Consider the following 16519-nt stretch of genomic DNA (forward strand, 5'->3'; position numbering starts at 1 on the left):
CCGGGGCCGCCGCCGAGGCCGCCGCCACCGCCACCGAACCCGCCGGGGCCGCCGCCGAGGCCGCCGCCGCCACCGCCTCCGCCGCCGCCCGGTCCCATGTTGGACGGGTCGAACGACGAGAGGTTGGTCTTGTGGTTCGGGTTGTTATTGAACGGGTTGTTGCTGTCCTGGTTCCAGGGGTAGTTGCTGTGGTTGTTCTTGGTCGGGTCCTGCCACGGGTTGGTGGTGTTGTGCTTCGGGTCGAACGGGTTGTTGTGATCCTGCGGGAGGTTGCTGCTCGGGTGGAAGCTCTTGCTCGGGTCCGAGTTCGGGAAGTTGCTGTGCGGACCGCCGCCCAGCCCACCCGGACCGCCGCCCGGACCGCCACCGGGGTGGAAGCCGCCCGGCCCACCACCGGGACCGCCGCCGGGACCGCTACCGGGGTACTTGGGCGGGTCGTCGCCGTAACCACCGCGGCCGTCTCCGGGAAGGTCCTTGTCGATCTTGAGGGGGTGGTTGTTGAACGCCTCGCCCATCCGCTTGCTGAAGCGGTTCATCAGGTCGCGGGCGTTGTCGTCGTCCCCACCCGTGTGGATGAAGCCGTCCGACATGTCCTCGCCGGCGGTCTTGTACCAGCTGAGGATCGAGCTGCCGTACCAGTTGTAGAGCTCGGCGTTGGTGTGGCTGTTGTCCGACAGCGTGCCGGCCGTGCCGTGCACCTTGCCCATCTGGTCCAGCGCCTTCTGGGCGGAGTCGCCCTCCCAGTGCTGGATCAGGCGCGGCCTGAAGTTGTTCGCCAGTTCCTTGGTCATCTCCGCCAGGACGTCGGAGGCGTCCTTGTACGACGTCGCGGCGTGGTTGACCGGGTCTGGGTTGACCTTCTTCAGTTGACCCTTGATCGAGTCGAAGTCCTGGTCCGAGAAGTCCTGGCTCGACCAGGCCTTCCCGTCCCGGATCGGGAACGACCCCTTGTTGTCAGTCATTGGTTAGCGTCTCCCGGTCTCAGGCTCACGTCAGGTTCGGGGTGCCGCTGGTGTCGACCTGTCCCACCTGCTTCTTGGTGGTGTCGTGCGCCTGCTCGTAGGCGTCCGCGGCCGCGTTCAGCTTTCCGATGACGCCCTTGTACGAGCCGACGATGTCGCTGATGTACTGCCCGAAACCGGTCTTCGACTGGTTGACCAGGTCGACGAAGTCCTGGGAGCCCTTGATGTTGCCCAGGTGCTCGGTGGAGACCGAGATCCCCTGGACGGCGTTCAGCTTCTGCTGCCAGACATCGAGCTTGTACTGCATGTCGCGGGCGATGCCGCGCAGCTCCTCCGGGTCGACCTTGTAGCCGGGCTGAGCGTCGGCCTTCCAGGTGCGGTCCGGGTCCTCCCGCGGGAGCTTGTGGTCGGCGTCGCCGGGGTGCCCGGCGTGCATGCCCGGACCGTATTTGTAGAAGTACTCGCGCTGCTGGTACTCGGGCAGCGCGTCGAACTCCTTCTGAGTCAGCCCGTGCTGTTCCTTCGGCTGCGCGTACTCGCCGTAGCCGACCATGTAGGTGTGGTCGACCTGCGCGAGCTGACTAGGGGTCAGGTGGTATTTGCTCATTGCTGGTTCTCCTGGCGACGGAGCGTCACGGCCCTGAAACCGGCCGCGTCGGCGCGGGCCGGACCAACCGTGAGAACAGCTGGGAACAGCCCGCGCACGACGCGGCCGGAAGAAGCAGCAGGCCGCGTCAGCCGGCCCAGATGCCCTGGTTCTTGCGCTCGGCGGCGCTGTAGTTGGAGTGCGCCTCGCCGATGACGACGCCGAGCTGGTTGAGGACGGTGCCGATGTGCTGCGCGGCGGCGTCCCACTGGCGCTTGGCGTCCCAGTACGCCTGGACGGCGTCGCCCTCCCACTGCTGGAGGTGCTTCTCGAGCTCCTTCTCCAGGTCCTGGAGCTCGTCGACCAGAGCACGGTAGGTGAGACTGAAGTCGGCCTGCGCCTGCTGGAGCGTGCCGAAATTGGCCTTGGTGTAGCTGTCGCTCACGATGGGTTTCCTTCGAGGGGTCGGAGACCTGTCTGGACTGTGGGTTCCGAGAGGATCAGCCGCCGTTGAGCAGCGCGTTGATCTTGTTGACCGCGTCGTTCTGCTCCTGCTCGGTGCTCTCGTACTGGATCTTGGTGTGCGAGAGCTTCTGGTGCATGCCGTCGAGGGCGGTCCGCACCTTGTTCATGTCGGTCTGGAAGTCGTTGAAGACCTTGTCGAAGGAAACCGAGGCGTTACCCGCCCAGCCGCTCATGAGGTTGCTCTTGTGCCCCTCGAGCTGGCTCTGCAGGCCCTTGATGAGGTTGGCGGAGTCCTCGATACGAGTCGCCGCCTGGGCCATTGCTGATCTGTCGACTGCGGACTGGCCGGCCACAGTGTCACCTCCAGGTTGGGGAGCTGTCCTGACACCGCGTCACAGGCTCATGCTGGCCGCACCGTGGTGGGCGCCCCTCCGCATCGCCCCCGTCATCGGACGGGGAGATGCGCCCTGTGACCCGAAATGTCAGCGATCATATTGGTTTTCCTGTCAAGGTGTCGACGCATCCGACGATCATCCGGATCCCTCTCATCGACTGTGATTCAGGTCACATGACCCGCCCCTTCGCCGTCAACGCCCCAAACCCAAAGATCAGGGGCATTTCGGGCGAACGGAAGATGTGCGCCGGGAGTGGCCGGATGCGGACGGCCGCCGCCTCAGAGGAACCTGAGGTCGGCGGCCGCTCGTTGGAATCCGGTCGTCGGAGGGCACGGACGAGGACGGACGGGTCAGCCGCCCGCCGTCGGGATCGGGTTGCGGGCCTTCGCCGGGTCGAGCGCCGGGCCGGACGGGATCAGGTGGATCACCGAGGACGGCACCGGGGCCGCCTTGCCCGCGTCGTAGCCGAGCTTCTTCGCGACGTCCGCCGACGGCAGCGCGAAGCGGATGCCCTGGTCGTTCACCAGCGACAGCGAGCCCGAGCCGGACGCCTGCCCGCCGCCACCGGACTCGCCGCTGCCCGGCACGAGGCTCATCAGCGCGGCCCCGCCCGGCGGCAGGACGACCTGGTCCACGGAGTTCGACGCCCCGGCCGACCCCGCGCCCAGCGTCGCCGAGGACGGCGCCGGAAGCGTCCCGCCCATGGTCAGCTGCGCCGCGGACGACCCCGTCGGGAACACCGCGCACAGCGGCGCGGAGGTGTCCCACGTGGCGAACTTCGGCAGCGTCGGCGGCAGGGTGCTGTCCATCAGCTTCCGCGAGCCGAGGGCCTGCTGCGCGGACGCGGCGTCCACCTCGATCGAGGCGGCGCGCTGGCCCGGGTAGGCCAGCAGCGTGTCCGGGGAGCGCAGGAGCAGCTGGGCCTGCGTCTCGCTGATCTGCGCGAGGCCGTCGCCCATCAGGACGTACCAGAGCGGACGGTCGCCGGTGTCGGCCTTGAAGATCTGGCCGACCCGCGCGGGACGTCCGCCCGGTCCCTGGCGCGCCGTGCCACGGCCCTGGACGTCCGGTGCGCCGAAGTTGCCTCCGGAGGGCATCGCGTTCAGCCACGCGGGCGGCACCTCGACCGCGTCCGGGCCGCCGGTGATGGCGGTGACCTGCCCCTGCGGGACGGTCAGCTGCATCCGGTGGTCCTTCCAGATCACCCAGCCCTGCCCGCCGGACTTCACCACGACCGCCTCGTTGTCGGCGAGCCGGCGGCCGCCGACGTCCCGTCCGGCGGCGAGGGCGGTGAACTGGCGGCGGACGCCGTTGGTGCCCGCGGCCTCGCGGACGCACACCGACCAGGGGCCGCGGATGAGCTGCTTGGTGTCGGGCAGCGAGTCGGGGGCGCCGACGATCCCGATCATCGGCCCGCGCTCGAAGCTCCGCAGCGACCTGCGCGAGACCGAGCGCGTCTGCGGCTTGTCCTCGTTGAGCGCGAGCATCGCCGAGGCGTAGTTGGCGACCGGGAACATCTTGCGCGTGTTCGCGTCGTAGATGTACTTGGTCCCGGTCTCCTTCTCGATGATGAGCTTGCCGGGCTGGTCGAGGCCCTTCGCGCCGCCGGGCTGGAGCACGCCCCAGATGCCGAACACGGCGGCGACCAGCAGCGCGACCATGACGCCGGCGAACGCGCCGACCGCGTGGCGGCGCATCGGGGACTCGGCGATGTCGGGTTCGCCCTGGAGCAGCGCGAGCCCGACCCGCTGGGTCATCAGCCGGTGGGCCTGGTAGAGGTCGCGGCGGTTCTGCATCGCGGCGTCACCCCGCCAGGCCGCGGATGCGGCCGTAGATGTCCAGCGCGGCCAGGGCCAGCGGGATCAGCGAGATCACCACGATGATGTCGAAGATGTCGCCGGCCCGGCCCCAGAACGGGGACGGCCGGTGGCCCGGCAGCCAGATCGAGACGCCGACCACGATGCCGACGACGACGAGCAGCGGCAGCAGCCCGGTCGCGAGCATGACGAGCTGCGAGTCGCCGCGCCAGGCGGTGCCGACCTCCAGGAGGCCGAGGCCGGTGAACCCGGCGACGAGCATCCAGGACCGCTGCGTGACGCCGCGGAACACCCGGCTGCGCAGCAGCAGCGACACCGACATCGCGCCGATCGTCGCGGCGGGCGCCCAGCCGGGCGCGGTGGCCAGGAAGACCATCCCGCCGACGGCCGAGAGCGCGACGCCCGCGATCAGGCCTGTCGCGAACCGGTCGGCGATGCCGGTGCGGGCGAGCACCTGGCGTCCGTCCACGGTCTCGGTGTCGCGGCGCAGGTCCTCCGCGCTCGCCGGGACGGGCGGCAGCGGCATCCGCGCCAGCTTGAACGCCAGCGACGGAACGGCCGGTGTGAGCATCATCACGACCACGGCGGCGCAGGCGGCGAGGCCCGCGGGCGCCAGTCCCCCGACGGCGAACTCGACGCCGGACGCCACGGCTCCCGCGATCGCGGCGACCGTGACGCCGAGGAACGTCGCCAGGCCGTCCGCGACCGCGAACATCGCGATCACCGAGACCAGGGCCATCACACCGAACCCGGCGAGCATGTGGGGCGCGCCGAGGTCGAGCAGCGAGGTGTGCGGGCGGGCCGGCGCGAGCAGGCCCGCGACGAACGCGTGCGGCAGGGCCGCGTAGCCGAGGATCATCCCGGCGCCGGAGTCGGCGAACGCGCGCGACAGCGCGGCGGCCGCGACCACGGTGACCACCGCGATCAGGCCCGCGGCGGCCGCGGGCGCGATCCACGGCGGCCCGGACATCACGATGACGAACGCGCCGACCACCAGCGCGGCCGCGGCCGCGCCGAGGCCGAAGCGCCGCGTGGACGCGGGCCGCCAGCGGTCGGAACGTTCCTTCATGCCCTCCGCGATGACGTCGGCGACGTCGTCGAACGACATCTCCGGAAGCTGCGCCATGCGGGGGCGGAAGTACAGGATCTCGCCGTCGCGGACGCCGAGGTTGCTCAGCGTCTGGGCGGCGTCGAAGGCGCCTTCGTCGAGGCGCTGCAGCACCCAGCCGGAGTGGGCGAGCCCGGCGTCCGCCAGGTTCTCCCCGGCCGCGCGCAGCAGGGTGGGCAGCATGTGCGCCAGGGGCACGTCCGCCGGCAACGAGACGTCGATCCGCCTCCGTGGCGCGACGATCGTCACCCTGCACAGTTCGGTTGTGGCGGGGGAATTCACTGGGCTCCCGTCCTCCGGATCGTCGGATCGAACGCGAAGCCTAGGATGTTGTGTCCCAATACGCTAAATCAACCACTGACCGGCAGTAACCCTGAACACACACGTAACACCCTCGGGGTCGACCAGATACCGATATTGGTCCCTGCCGGAACCAAACCACCCGCAACCGCATCAGAGTCGCGCCTGACCCGCGCCCGACGCCGAACCGCCCCCCGAGCCCGCCCCCCCGATCCCGAACCCGCCCCCGATCCCGAACCGACCCCGCGCCCGACCCGAGCCTGCCGCCACCGGCGCATCCGTGGAGGGAACTCCCAGGTGAGCACGATCCTCGTCCGACGCAAGGAACGCAGGCAGCCGCCCCCGGCACCCAAGGGCGAGCTGCTGCTGGAGTCGCCGCCCGAGCTGCCCGAGCAGCAGAGCGGCGGCATGCAGGCGGTCCTGACCTTCCTGCCGATGGCCGTGATGCCGCTGATGATGGGGCTGATGCTGCTCGGCGGCAACAGCCGCGGCCCGATGGCGGCGATCAGCTCCGGCGGCATGGGCCTGGCCATGCTCGGCATGCTGGTCGGCCAGCTGACCCGGGGGTCCGGCGAGCGCAAGTTCAAGCTGAACGGCGCCCGCCGCGACTACTTCCGCTACCTGTCGCAGGCGCGCCGCAAGGTCCGGCGGGCCGCCGACCAGCAGCGCGAGTCGCTGGAGTGGAACAGCCCGTCGCCCGACTCGCTCTGGTCGCTGGTGATGAGCGCCCGGATCTGGGAGCGGCGTCCCACCGACCCCGACTTCGGCAACGTGCGGATCGGCGCGGGCCCGCAGAAGCTGGCCGTCCAGCTGATCCCGCCGGAGACCAAGCCGATCGAGGACCTGGAGCCGATGACGGCGGGCGCGCTGCGCCGGTTCGTCCGGGCGCACTCGACCGTGCCGAACCTGCCGGTCGCGGTGTCGCTGCCGTCATTCTCCCGGATCCTGCCCGCCGGGGACGTCGAGGCGGTGCGCGGCATGATCCGGGCGATGATCGCCCAGCTGTGCGCGTTCCACTCGCCCGACGACATGCGGGTCAGCGTGTGCGCGTCACCGCAGGCGATGGCGCACTGGGACTTCGTCAAGTGGTTGCCGCACTCGATGCACCCGCAGGTCACGGACGCGGCGGGCCCCGTCCGGCTGATGGCGAACACGCTGACCGAGCTCGAGGCGATGCTCGCGTTCGAGGTGAAGGACCGGCCGCGGTTCACGCCCGGCCTGTCCCAGAACGACCTGCCGTACCACATCGTCATCGTGGACGGCGGCGCCGTCACCCCCGACTCGCAGATCGGCGCGGACGGCATCGAGGGCGTCTGCGTCATCGACATCTCGGGCCACGTCGCGCACACCGCCGACAACACGATGCTCCGGCTGCGGGTCGCGCCGGACAAGATGGCGATGCTGCGCCGCGACCGCACCGGCAAGGACGTCCCGACACTGCTCGGCCACCCGGACGCGTTCACCTACGTCCAGGCGGACGGCCTGGCCCGGCAGCTCGCGCCGCTGCGCGCGTCGGCGGCCGCGGGCGGCACCGAGCTGGACGCGCTGTCCCAGGCGATGACCCTGACCCGGCTGCTGAACGTCGGCGACGCGGCCCGGCTGGACGTCGCGCAGGCGTGGCGTCCGCGCGCGCCGCGCAACCGGCTGCGCGTGCCGATCGGCGTGGACGCCGAGGGCCGTCCGGTCGAGCTGGACATCAAGGAGGCCGCGCAGGGCGGTTTCGGTCCGCACGGCCTGTGCATCGGCGCGACCGGTGCGGGTAAGTCGGAGCTGCTGCGCACCCTGGTCCTCGGCCTGGTCATGACGCACTCCTCCGAGGTCCTGAACTTCGTCCTGGTCGACTTCAAGGGCGGCGCGACCTTCCTCGGCATGGACGGCCTCCAGCACGTCTCGGCCATCATCACCAACCTCGAAGACGAACTCCCCCTCGTCGACCGCATGTACGACGCCCTCCACGGCGAGATGGTCCGACGCCAGGAATGGCTCCGCGCCGCAGGCAACTACGCCTCACTCCGCGACTACGAGAAGGCCCGCGAACAAGGCGCCCCCCTCAAACCCATGCCCACCCTGTTCGTCGTCCTCGACGAATTCTCCGAACTCCTCTCCGCCAAACCCGACTTCGCCGAACTCTTCGTCATGATCGGACGACTCGGACGATCCCTCGGCGTCCACCTCCTCCTCGCCTCCCAACGCCTCGAAGAGGGCAAACTCCGCGGCCTCGACACCCACCTGTCCTACCGCATCGGCCTCCGCACCTTCTCCGCCATGGAATCCCGCGTCGTCCTCGGCGTCCCCGACGCCTACGAGCTGCCGCAGGCCCCCGGTAACGGTTACCTGAAGGTCGGAACCGACACGATGACCCGGTTCCGCGCCGCGTACGTGTCGGGCCCGTACAGCCCGGACGAGGCCGCGCCCCAGCAGCAGGACGGCGGCGGTCCGCGCCAGGTCGCGCAGATCGTCCCGTTCACCCCGACCTACGTCCAGCCGCAGATGCTGGAGGCCCCTCAGGAGCAGGTCAAGAAGGAGGACGAGGGCCCGCAGATCAGCATGTTCGACATGGTGGTGAAGCAGCTGGCCGGGAACGGCCCGCCGCCGCACCCGATCTGGCTGCCGCCGCTGGACGAGTCGTCCTCGCTGGACTCCAGCCTCCCGAACCTCCAGGCGACCCCGGAGCTCGGCTACACCACCGCCGGGTGGGAGGGCCGCGGACGGCTGCACGCGTTCGCGGGCATCGTCGACCGCCCGTTCGACCAGCGGCGCGACCCGATGTGGCTCGACCTGTCCGGCGCGGCCGGCCATGTCGGCGTCGCGGGTTCGCCGCAGGCCGGCAAGTCCACCCTGCTGCGGACGCTGATCACGTCCCTGTCGCTGATGCACACGCCGCAGGAGGTCCAGTTCTACATCCTGGACTTCGGCGGTGGCTCGATGGCGTCGCTGACCGACCTGCCGCACGTCGGCGGCATCGCGTCCCGTCTCGACCCGGACCGCGTCCGCCGGACGGTCGCCGAGGTCGCGGGCCTGCTGGAGTCCCGCGAGCGGATGTTCACCGAGCGCGGCATCGAGTCGATCGCCGCGTACCGCAAGCTGCGCGCCGAGGGACAGATCCCCGGCGACGGCTTCGGCGACGTGTTCCTGGTCGTCGACAACTGGCTGACCGTCCGGTCGGAGTTCGAGGCGGTCGAGTCCACGATCACCGACCTGGCCGGACGCGGTCTCGGTTACGGCATCCACATCATGGCCTCGACGAACAAGTGGTCGGAGTTCCGGATGACCATCCGGGACCTGTTCCAGACCAAGCTGGAACTGAAGCTCGGTGACCCGTACGAGTCCGAGATGGACCGCAAGCTCGCCGCGAACGTCCCCGAGGGACGCCCCGGACGCGGCGTCACCCGCGAGGGCCTGCACTTCCTCGGCGCCCTGCCGCGCGTCGACGGCGGGACGTCCGCCGACGACCTGTCCGCCGGCGTGAAGCACCTGGTCGACACCGTGAACGCGTCCTGGCAGGGACGTCCGGGCGCGCCGCAGGTCCGGATGCTGCCGGACGAGCTGCCGCTGACCCAGCTGCCGCAGGTCACCGAGACGGGCAAGCGCGTCCCGATCGGCATCGACGAGGACACCCTGACCCCCGTCCTGCTGGACTTCGAGGCCGACCCGCACTTCGTCATGCTCGGCGACAACGAGTGCGGCAAGTCGAACCTGCTGCGCGTCCTGGTCGACTCGATCTGCGAGCGGTACACCCCGGCCGAGGCGCGGATCATCATGCTCGACTACCGCCGCGCCCTGCTCGACTCGGCCGAGCGCGAGCACGTCATCGGGTACGCCGCGTCCTCGACGGCCGCGGCGGGCCTGATGAAGGACACCAACGGCGCCCTGGTCAACCGGCTCCCCCCGTCCGACCTGACGCCGGAGCAGCTGCGGAACCGGTCCTGGTGGTCCGGCTCGGAGCTGTTCCTCATCGTGGACGACTACGACCTGGTCGCCACGCCGTCCGGCAACCCGCTGGCCGCGCTCGCCGAGCTCCTGCCGCAGGCCCGCGACATCGGCATGCACCTGATCCTGTCCCGCACCATGGGCGGATCCGGCCGCGCCATGTTCGACCCGGTCCTGCAGCGCCTGAAGGACATGGCCAGCCCGGCGCTGATCATGTCCGGCAACAAGGACGAGGGCAACCTGTTCGACGTCCGCCCGCAGCCCCTCGCCAAGGGCCGGGGCACCCACGTCGACCGCCGCGCCGGCAAGCGCCTCATCCAAACCGCCTTCCACCCCTCGACCCCCCGAGAGTCCTGACCGCAGGAAAGCGAGAGGCCCCGCACCGTCCGAACGGTGCGGGGCCTCTCGCTTCCTGCCGGAGCGCGGGCGGAGCCCGTCAGTCCTCGGCGACCTCCTGGGGGACGCGGGCCTTGGTGGGGCGCCAGCCGCGCCTGCGGCCGACCGGGATCACCGCGCCGCCGAAGGCGACCACGAGCGCGACGCCGACGGAGCCGCCCGCGACGCCCATCGCGATGTTGCGGGTGCGGTGGTCGGTCGGCGGGACGGGCGCGATGCTCACCGCTCCCGTGAGGCTCGCCTTGGCCTTCCTCTGGCTCGGCTTGGCGTTCGGGTCGACCAGCGCGGTCACGGCCTGAAGCGGATTGATCATGCCGAAGCCGCTGCCGGTGCCGATGCTGCCCTCGGCGGTGATCTCCATCCGGTTGATCACCTGCTGGTAGGTGAGGCGCGGGTGCCGGGCGCGGACGAGCGCCGCGACCCCGGCCGCGTAGGGCGCGCCGAAGCTGGTGCCGTCCAGGGTGCCGACCGCGTACCCCTTGCCGAAGATGGACGTGACGCCCTGCCCCGGGGCCGAGACGTCGATGCGGGACCTGATGTTGGAGAAGTTCGAGATCGAGCCCTGGGCGTCCACCGCGGCGACCGACAGCACCCCGGGATAGTCGGCGGGATAGGCGGGCAGGGCCTTGGACTGGTCCTTGGCGTTGCCCGCCGCCGCGACGATCAGCACGTCCTTGGCCTGCGCGTACCGGACCGCATCACCCAGCCAGGGCGTCTTCGGCGAGTCCGCCGACACGTTGATCACGCGCGCGCCCTTGTCCACCGACCATTTGATCGCGTTGGCGAGGTTCTTGTCGTTGTCGGACGACTCGGACGATGTGAACTTGGCGTCCAGCAGCTGGACGTCCGGGACGACTCCGAAGAACGGCACGTTCTTGTTGCGCATGTCCGTCGCCGCGATGATGCCCGCGATCGGAGTGCCGTGCCCCGGGCAGTCGCGCACGCTGCCGTCGTCCGCGCCCATCTTGGCGACGACCTTGCCGCGCAGCTGCGGATTCCGGGTCTCGATGCCGCTGTCCACGACCGCGACCTTGATCCCGTTGCCCTTGGTGACGGCCCAGACCTTCTCGAAGTCGAGCCGTGCCTGCGCCCAGGGCTGCTGGGTGATCGCGGACGCCGGGGCGCCCACCGGCGGGTTGTCGCACCGCGCCGGGGCCTGCGTCGGCTTGTCCGAGGGCTTGTCCGAGGGCTTGTCGGAAGGCTTGTCCGACGGCTTGTGGGTCGGCTTCGTCGTGGGCTTGTGCGTCGTCGGCTTGTGCGTGGGGCTGGGCGCGGCCTGCGGCTGGGCGGCCACGGCCGGGACCGCTGCCAGCACCGACGCCAGGGTCAGTCCCGAGACTCCGGCGACCACTCCCGGCCTCATGCCCGGTACGCGCATTCTTCGTCCTCCCGCAGGCACCACAGTCCGGCTGGACCCGTACATTACCGACAATCATCGGACGTCCCGACCCGCCCGCCGGTGCCGTCCGATCCCGTCCTCTCGCCACCGCCGGACGCGCGGAACCCCCGACCTGCGCCGATCCGGCGGCCGGATCGGCGCCTGCGGGGCGGGAACGGCGGAACCCCGCCGGGCCTTGGGCCTGGCGGGGTTCCGGAGGGACTGTCGTGCGGGTGCGTCAGATGGTCACCTCGAGGGCGGCCACCTCGCCGGTCCGGGCGGAGACGGAGCGGTCGACGCTCACGCCGCCCGCGGCGAGGACGCGGACCGTCCAGTCGCCGTCGGCCGCGAAGAAGCGGAACACGCCCTCGTCGCCGGTCACGACCTCGGCGGTGAACTCACCGGTGGAGTCGAGCAGGCGGGCGTAGGCGCTGGACACGGGCTGGCCGTCGCGGACGACGGTGCCCTGGATCACGGCCTCGTTGGCAAGGTCGACGGTCGCAGGAAGGTGCGCCGTCTGCGCGGGCGCTGCGCAACCCTGGGTCATCGGAGTCCTCCTTCTCCGCCTGGCACGGCGGACGGTTCTACCAGGTGGGGCAGGGGTCGGGTACTGCGGAGACTACTTGGCGTCGCCGAGCTCGATCGGCACGCCGACGAGCGAGCCGTACTCGGTCCAGGAGCCGTCGTAGTTCTTCACGTCCGGCAGGCCGAGCAGCTCGTGCAGGGCGAACCAGGTGTGGGACGAGCGCTCGCCGATGCGGCAGTAGGCGATCGTGGCCTTGCCGAGGTCGACGCCGGCGGCGGTGTACAGCGCGCGCAGGTCGTCGTCGGACTTGAACGTGCCGTCGTCGTTGGCCGCCTTGGACCACGGGATCGAGCGCGCGGTCGGGACGTGCCCGGCCCGCTGCGCCTGCTCCTGCGGCAGGTGCGCCGGAGCGAGCAGCTTGCCGGAGAACTCGTCGGGCGAGCGGACGTCGATGAGGTTCTTCGCGCCGATCGCGTCGACGACCTCGTCGCGGAACGCGCGGATCGCGAGGTCCTGCTCCTGGGCCTGGTACTGCGTGGCCGGACGCGACGGGACGTCCACGACCAGCTCGCGGGAGTCGAGCTCCCACTTCTTGCGGCCGCCGTCGAGGAGCTTGACGTCGCCGTGGCCGTACAGCTTGAAGTACCAGTAGGCGTAGGCGGCGAACCAGTTGTTGTTGCCGCCGTAGAGGATGACGGTGTCGCCGTTGGCGATGCCCTTGCTGGACAGCAGTTCCTCGAAGCCCTGCCGGTCGACGAAGTCGCGGCGGACCGGGTCCTGCAGCTCCGTCTTCCAGTCGATCTTCACGGCGCCACGGATGTGGCCCTTGTCGTAGGCGGACACGTCCTCGTCGACCTCGACCAGGACGAGACCGGGGTCGTCGAGGTGGGCCTCGGCCCACGTGGCGTCCACCAGGACGTCTGAGCGGCTCATGCGGGAACCTCCCTGTCGGAGCGATTCTTCGGTTGCAGGCGGCGGATCAGCAGGTACATCTCGCAGCCGAGGCAGAGCCCGAACATCGCGTTCAGGAACGCCGCCGCCAGCGCGAGGGCCGTGGCACCGAGCGCGAGCCAGGGGATGTCCAACGCGAATCCGACCGTCCCCACCAGGGCGAACACCAGTCCGACACCCTGCGCGAAGCGGGGCGGGGACTCAGGTTCGAGATCTCCGGGAGGAGCCATGTGCGGCCGGACGAGCGCCTTGAACACCATCCCGTACGGGGCGAACCGCAGACCGAGGAGGGCGCCGAGGGCGAAGACCAGGGTCTGAGCGGCGAGCAGTGCCCCGCTTCCCGTGACCAGGACCACCACGAGGACGACCGAGGTGAGGACGGCGGAGAACCGTTGCCCTCGCGGGTCGACCTGCATCAGGGGCTCCCGGAACCGGGGAAAGCGTGCGTACGAGCGGTGTTCTGAACAACCGGGGTTGGATACGGCTCGATGCCTCAGACCAGGCGACAGAGCGAGGCGGACACGCGGCAGAAATCCACCGCGCGACGCTTCGTGAGCATCTGCTCTGTCCAGTAACGCACAATCCGATGCTAAACCGGGGCGCGCCCGAATGTCACGCCCGTCTCGCTCCTCGAGACGGTGACGAGCGTCTCATCGCAGGTCAGGGGCCATAAAGCTCACGTGACGGCGGTTCCGAGGGCGGCGATCACGTCGATCTTGCGGGGCGCGCCGCTCGCCCGCCGCACGATCCGCCCGCCCGCGTCGAGCACCAGGACGGTCGGCGTCCGGACGATCTCCAGCCGCCGCACGAGGTCGAGGTTCGCCTCCGCGTCCACCTCGACGTGGACGACGCCGTCGACCATCCCGGCGACCTCGTCCAGGATCCGGCGGGTCGTCCGGCAGGGGGCGCAGAAGGCCGTCGAGAACTGCACGAGCGTCGCGCGTTCTCCCAGCTCGGCCCCGAGATCGCCGGAGCGCAGCCGCCCGTCGTCCACCGCGCGCATCCTCCCGTCCCGCCACCGCCGCCACAGCCCGAACGCGGTCGCCGCCACCAGGACGGCCGCCGCGACCGCGATTCCGCCGCTCATCACAGGCGTCAACATACGTCTCACGCCCGCGATTCCGGCCCGGTAGGCGAATTCAGGCGCGGATCGTCACCAGATGCCCGCCGCCGACCGCGTCCACCTGGAACGACGCGATCTGATCACGCGGGTACATGGTCGTCGCCCCGTACTGCCCCCGGCCCGCGGCATAGGGGACGTACCAGCTGCCCAGCAGCTCGCGCTCGCCGGTACGCGTGACGACGTACCAGCGGCAGCGCGCCCCCTCCGGGACGCCCCCGACGGAGATCTCCGCGCGCGTCCCCCACGTCTCCCGCCGCAGGACGACACTGGCCGTGACGTGCGTGGAGGCGTCGGTCGCCGCCCACGTCTCGCCCGGCGCGGCGCTGCCGGTGGCGGACGGCGGCGACGGGACGGCCCGGGGCGTCCCCGCGACCTGGCGCCCGGTGACGCCGCCGACCACCAGGCCGATGATCATGAGCGCGGCGGCGGCCAGGGCCGGAAGCGTCCATCCCCCCGCCGGACGGCGCCGGTGCCGGCGCCTGTGCCAGGGACGGCGGCGCTCGGCGGCGGCACGCTCCAGCAGGCCCGCGAGGACGCCGGGACCGGGCTCGGCCGCCTCGTCGATCTGCCCCTGGTCCACCCGTCCGAGCAGCGCGGGCAGCCCGGCGAGCGCGGCCAGCTCGTCCCGGCAGTCGGGGCAGGACGCCAGATGACCGTCCACCCGGGACCGCTCGGCCGGGTCGATCGCGCCCAGGACGTAGACGCCCAGCGCGGTCCGCACGGCTCCGCATCCGGTCATGGCGCCAGCCCCCGTTCCTCCAGGGCGAGACGGAGCGCCCGCAGCGCGTAGTACGTCCGCGACTTCACCGTCCCGGGCGGAATGCCGAGGACGCGGGCCGCCTCGGCGACCGACCGCCCCCGGTAGAAGGTCTCCACGAGCACCGCCCGGTGGCCGGGACTCAGGTCGGACAGGGCCTCGGCCACCGTCCAGGACTCCAGGGCCCGGTCGATGTCGTCCTCTCCCGGCGTGCCCACCACCTGCTCGTCGATGCCGGTCTCGGGCGGACGGGCCCGGCGCGCGCGGTGCGCGTCCACCACCAGGTTCCGCGCGACCGTGAACAGCCACGGCCGGACGGGCCGCCCCGACAGCGCCTCCGGATGCCGCCAGGCGCGCAGCAGCGTCTCCTGCACGACGTCCTCGGCCTGGGGGCGGTCACCGCCCGTCAGGCGCAGGACGTATCCGAGAAGCGGGCCTCCGTGCTCGGTGTACAGGGCGCGCAGTAGTCGTTCGTCCGCGGTCGCACCCACACAGAGAGCACGTCCCAGCCCTCCGCCCGGTTCACCGCCGGCCGGATCCGGCGCGACTTCGGGCAGGATCGGCCGTGCGGAGGGCGCTAGCGGGGCGTCTGCTGGAGCCGGCCGAGGTTCACGTTGTCGGCCGACGCGGCGACCTTGAGCCCCTGGTCGGTCACGTCGATCTGGCTGATCCGCGACCCGACCGGCAGGTCCGTGATCGGGACGAACCAGGTCAGCCGGTCGCGGACGGCGTCCAGCGGGACCGAGATCCCGCTCGTGGTGACCTTGACCGGGGTGATCGCGATGCCCCGCTTCGACGGCTTGACCGTCAGCTCGGCCGTCCCGTTCAGGTTGAACGCCAGCACCTGCCCGGCCATGTCGACCTCGAGGTTGCCGTTCTTCGCCCGGATCCCCTTGACCTCCTTGGGCGCCCGCTCCTTGATCAGGTCGAACGGCAGCACCGCGGACGCCGTGGCCGTCCGGGCCGTCACGTTGTCGGCGTTCCCGGCCGCGACCTGGTCCAGCGGGGCGTTCACGCCGCGCATCTCGACCTTGACGTCGTGGACGGTGATCCCCTCCTGCGTCCAGTCCCCGATGCCGACGTCGATCTGGTCGTACTCCCCCTGGAGGGCCTGGGTCAGGAACGGGATCCCATGGATCGAGACGTCGGGCTGCTGCGACAGGTTGTACTGCGCCGCGACCTGCTTCCCGATCTCGTTCTGCGCGACCCGCACCCCGATCCGGTCGGCGGCCACCAGCCCCACGACGAGCAGGACGAGCACCACCAGCAGGAACTTGCGCATCTCTCTCCTTCGGGCCGCGGACACCGGACGTGGTCGCCAAAGGGTAATGGCCGGGCCGGAGGGCGGCGCGTCACTCCAGGGAGTGATGTCACTTCTTCACGCAACGTCCCCCACACCATCACAAACCACCCACGCCTCAGTGACCCGGACCACCGGAGCCCTCCGGGGAGGCGGCGCCGGGGACGGGCGCCGGGAGGCGACCTCACTCCGTCGAGTGACGTCCGTCACCCTCCGGCGAAGGGGGGCAGGACCTCGACGACACCGCTCTCGGGGAGGACGACGTCCTCGTGCGGGCGGGAGCCCACGGGGTCGCCGTCGATGAGGAAGGAGCTGCGGGAGAGGACGCGCGCGAACTCGTCGTCCCTGGACGCGGCGGCGCTGCCGAGCGCCCCGGCGAGGGTCGTCGCGTCGTACGGCTCCTCGGCGGTGCCCGCCGCGGCCTTGGCCGCCGCCCAGTACCGGATCATCCCTTTCGCCATGCTCGTCACCCTGCCAGAAACCCGGCACTCACCGCACCGGCCGTTGCCGTCCGGGACGCGTTGT

17 protein-coding genes are annotated in these 16519 nt (G+C 71.0%); 1 reads left to right on the forward strand and 16 read right to left on the reverse strand.

All coding sequences use genetic code 11. The features are described 5' to 3' along the window. The 6 genes from EBO15_RS45495 to eccD form a co-directional block, all read right to left on the reverse strand. A partial coding sequence (locus EBO15_RS45495) for a WXG100 family type VII secretion target (protein WP_199744942.1) occupies positions 1-962 on the reverse strand: 962 nt, incomplete at its 3' end. Between the two features lie 25 nt (positions 963-987). After that, a complete protein-coding gene (locus tag EBO15_RS32535; protein WP_122198311.1) occupies positions 988-1569 on the reverse strand; it encodes a hypothetical protein in 582 nt (193 codons plus the stop codon). A 127-nt stretch (positions 1570-1696) separates the two neighbouring features. Next, positions 1697-1993, reverse strand: a complete 297-nt coding sequence (locus EBO15_RS32540) for a WXG100 family type VII secretion target (RefSeq protein ID WP_158628429.1) — start codon at positions 1991-1993, stop codon at positions 1697-1699. A gap of 55 nt (positions 1994-2048) precedes the next feature. Beyond that, the gene (locus EBO15_RS32545) at positions 2049-2366 is read right to left on the reverse strand and encodes a WXG100 family type VII secretion target (protein ID WP_267898444.1); all 318 of its coding nucleotides are present in this window, start codon (positions 2364-2366) and stop codon (positions 2049-2051) included. Positions 2367-2758: 392 nt separating this feature from the next. Next, a complete protein-coding gene (eccB, locus tag EBO15_RS32550; RefSeq protein WP_122198314.1) occupies positions 2759-4204 on the reverse strand; it encodes a type VII secretion protein EccB in 1446 nt (481 codons plus the stop codon). A gap of 7 nt (positions 4205-4211) precedes the next feature. After that, positions 4212-5615: a type VII secretion integral membrane protein EccD gene (gene eccD / locus EBO15_RS32555; protein ID WP_122198315.1), complete on the reverse strand. Its 1404-nt coding sequence runs from the start codon at positions 5613-5615 to the stop codon at positions 4212-4214. A gap of 315 nt (positions 5616-5930) precedes the next feature. Here eccD and eccCa point away from each other — a divergent pair, with 315 nt between their 5' ends. Further along, positions 5931-9920 (forward strand): type VII secretion protein EccCa, encoded by a 3990-nt coding sequence (gene eccCa, locus EBO15_RS32560; RefSeq protein WP_122198316.1) that lies wholly within the window; start codon positions 5931-5933, stop codon positions 9918-9920. A gap of 79 nt (positions 9921-9999) precedes the next feature. Here eccCa and EBO15_RS32565 read toward each other — a convergent pair whose 3' ends face one another. The 10 genes from EBO15_RS32565 to EBO15_RS32605 form a co-directional block, all read right to left on the reverse strand. Further along, on the reverse strand, positions 10000-11322 hold the full coding sequence (locus EBO15_RS32565; RefSeq protein WP_158628430.1) for a S8 family serine peptidase: 1323 nt from the start codon (positions 11320-11322) through the stop codon (positions 10000-10002). Positions 11323-11575: 253 nt separating this feature from the next. Continuing rightward, entirely contained in the window at positions 11576-11884 is a 309-nt protein-coding gene (locus tag EBO15_RS32570; protein ID WP_122198318.1) for a DUF1416 domain-containing protein, read from the reverse strand. Positions 11885-11956: 72 nt separating this feature from the next. Then, positions 11957-12796, reverse strand: coding sequence for a sulfurtransferase (locus tag EBO15_RS32575; protein ID WP_122198319.1), 840 nt, complete (start codon positions 12794-12796; stop codon positions 11957-11959). Further along, positions 12793-13230, reverse strand: a complete 438-nt coding sequence (locus EBO15_RS32580) for a DUF4395 domain-containing protein (RefSeq protein WP_122198320.1) — start codon at positions 13228-13230, stop codon at positions 12793-12795. The genes EBO15_RS32575 and EBO15_RS32580 overlap by 4 nt, the downstream gene beginning before the upstream one ends. Positions 13231-13307: 77 nt before the next feature. Then, on the reverse strand, positions 13308-13373 hold the full coding sequence (locus tag EBO15_RS47395) for a putative leader peptide (RefSeq protein ID WP_378238591.1): 66 nt from the start codon (positions 13371-13373) through the stop codon (positions 13308-13310). A gap of 117 nt (positions 13374-13490) precedes the next feature. Then, positions 13491-13817, reverse strand: coding sequence for a thioredoxin family protein (locus EBO15_RS32585; RefSeq protein WP_233616581.1), 327 nt, complete (start codon positions 13815-13817; stop codon positions 13491-13493). Positions 13818-13953: 136 nt separating this feature from the next. Beyond that, a complete protein-coding gene (locus EBO15_RS32590) occupies positions 13954-14676 on the reverse strand; it encodes a zf-HC2 domain-containing protein (protein WP_122198322.1) in 723 nt (240 codons plus the stop codon). Beyond that, complete coding sequence (locus EBO15_RS32595) at positions 14673-15185, reverse strand: sigma-70 family RNA polymerase sigma factor (RefSeq protein WP_199744943.1); 513 nt, start codon at positions 15183-15185, stop codon at positions 14673-14675. The genes EBO15_RS32590 and EBO15_RS32595 overlap by 4 nt, the downstream gene beginning before the upstream one ends. 86 nt (positions 15186-15271) lie before the next feature. After that, positions 15272-15976, reverse strand: a complete 705-nt coding sequence (locus EBO15_RS32600) for an LmeA family phospholipid-binding protein (protein ID WP_122198323.1) — start codon at positions 15974-15976, stop codon at positions 15272-15274. 224 nt (positions 15977-16200) lie between these two features. Further along, positions 16201-16455 carry a ubiquitin family protein gene (locus EBO15_RS32605; protein ID WP_122198324.1) on the reverse strand — a complete coding sequence of 85 codons (255 nt, stop codon included), beginning with the start codon at positions 16453-16455 and terminating at the stop codon, positions 16201-16203. Positions 16456-16519: the final 64 nt, after the last annotated feature.

Origin of the sequence: Actinomadura harenae (genome assembly GCF_003696215.1) — a bacterium.
In the GTDB taxonomy this organism is placed as follows: domain Bacteria; phylum Actinomycetota; class Actinomycetes; order Streptosporangiales; family Streptosporangiaceae; genus Spirillospora; species Spirillospora harenae.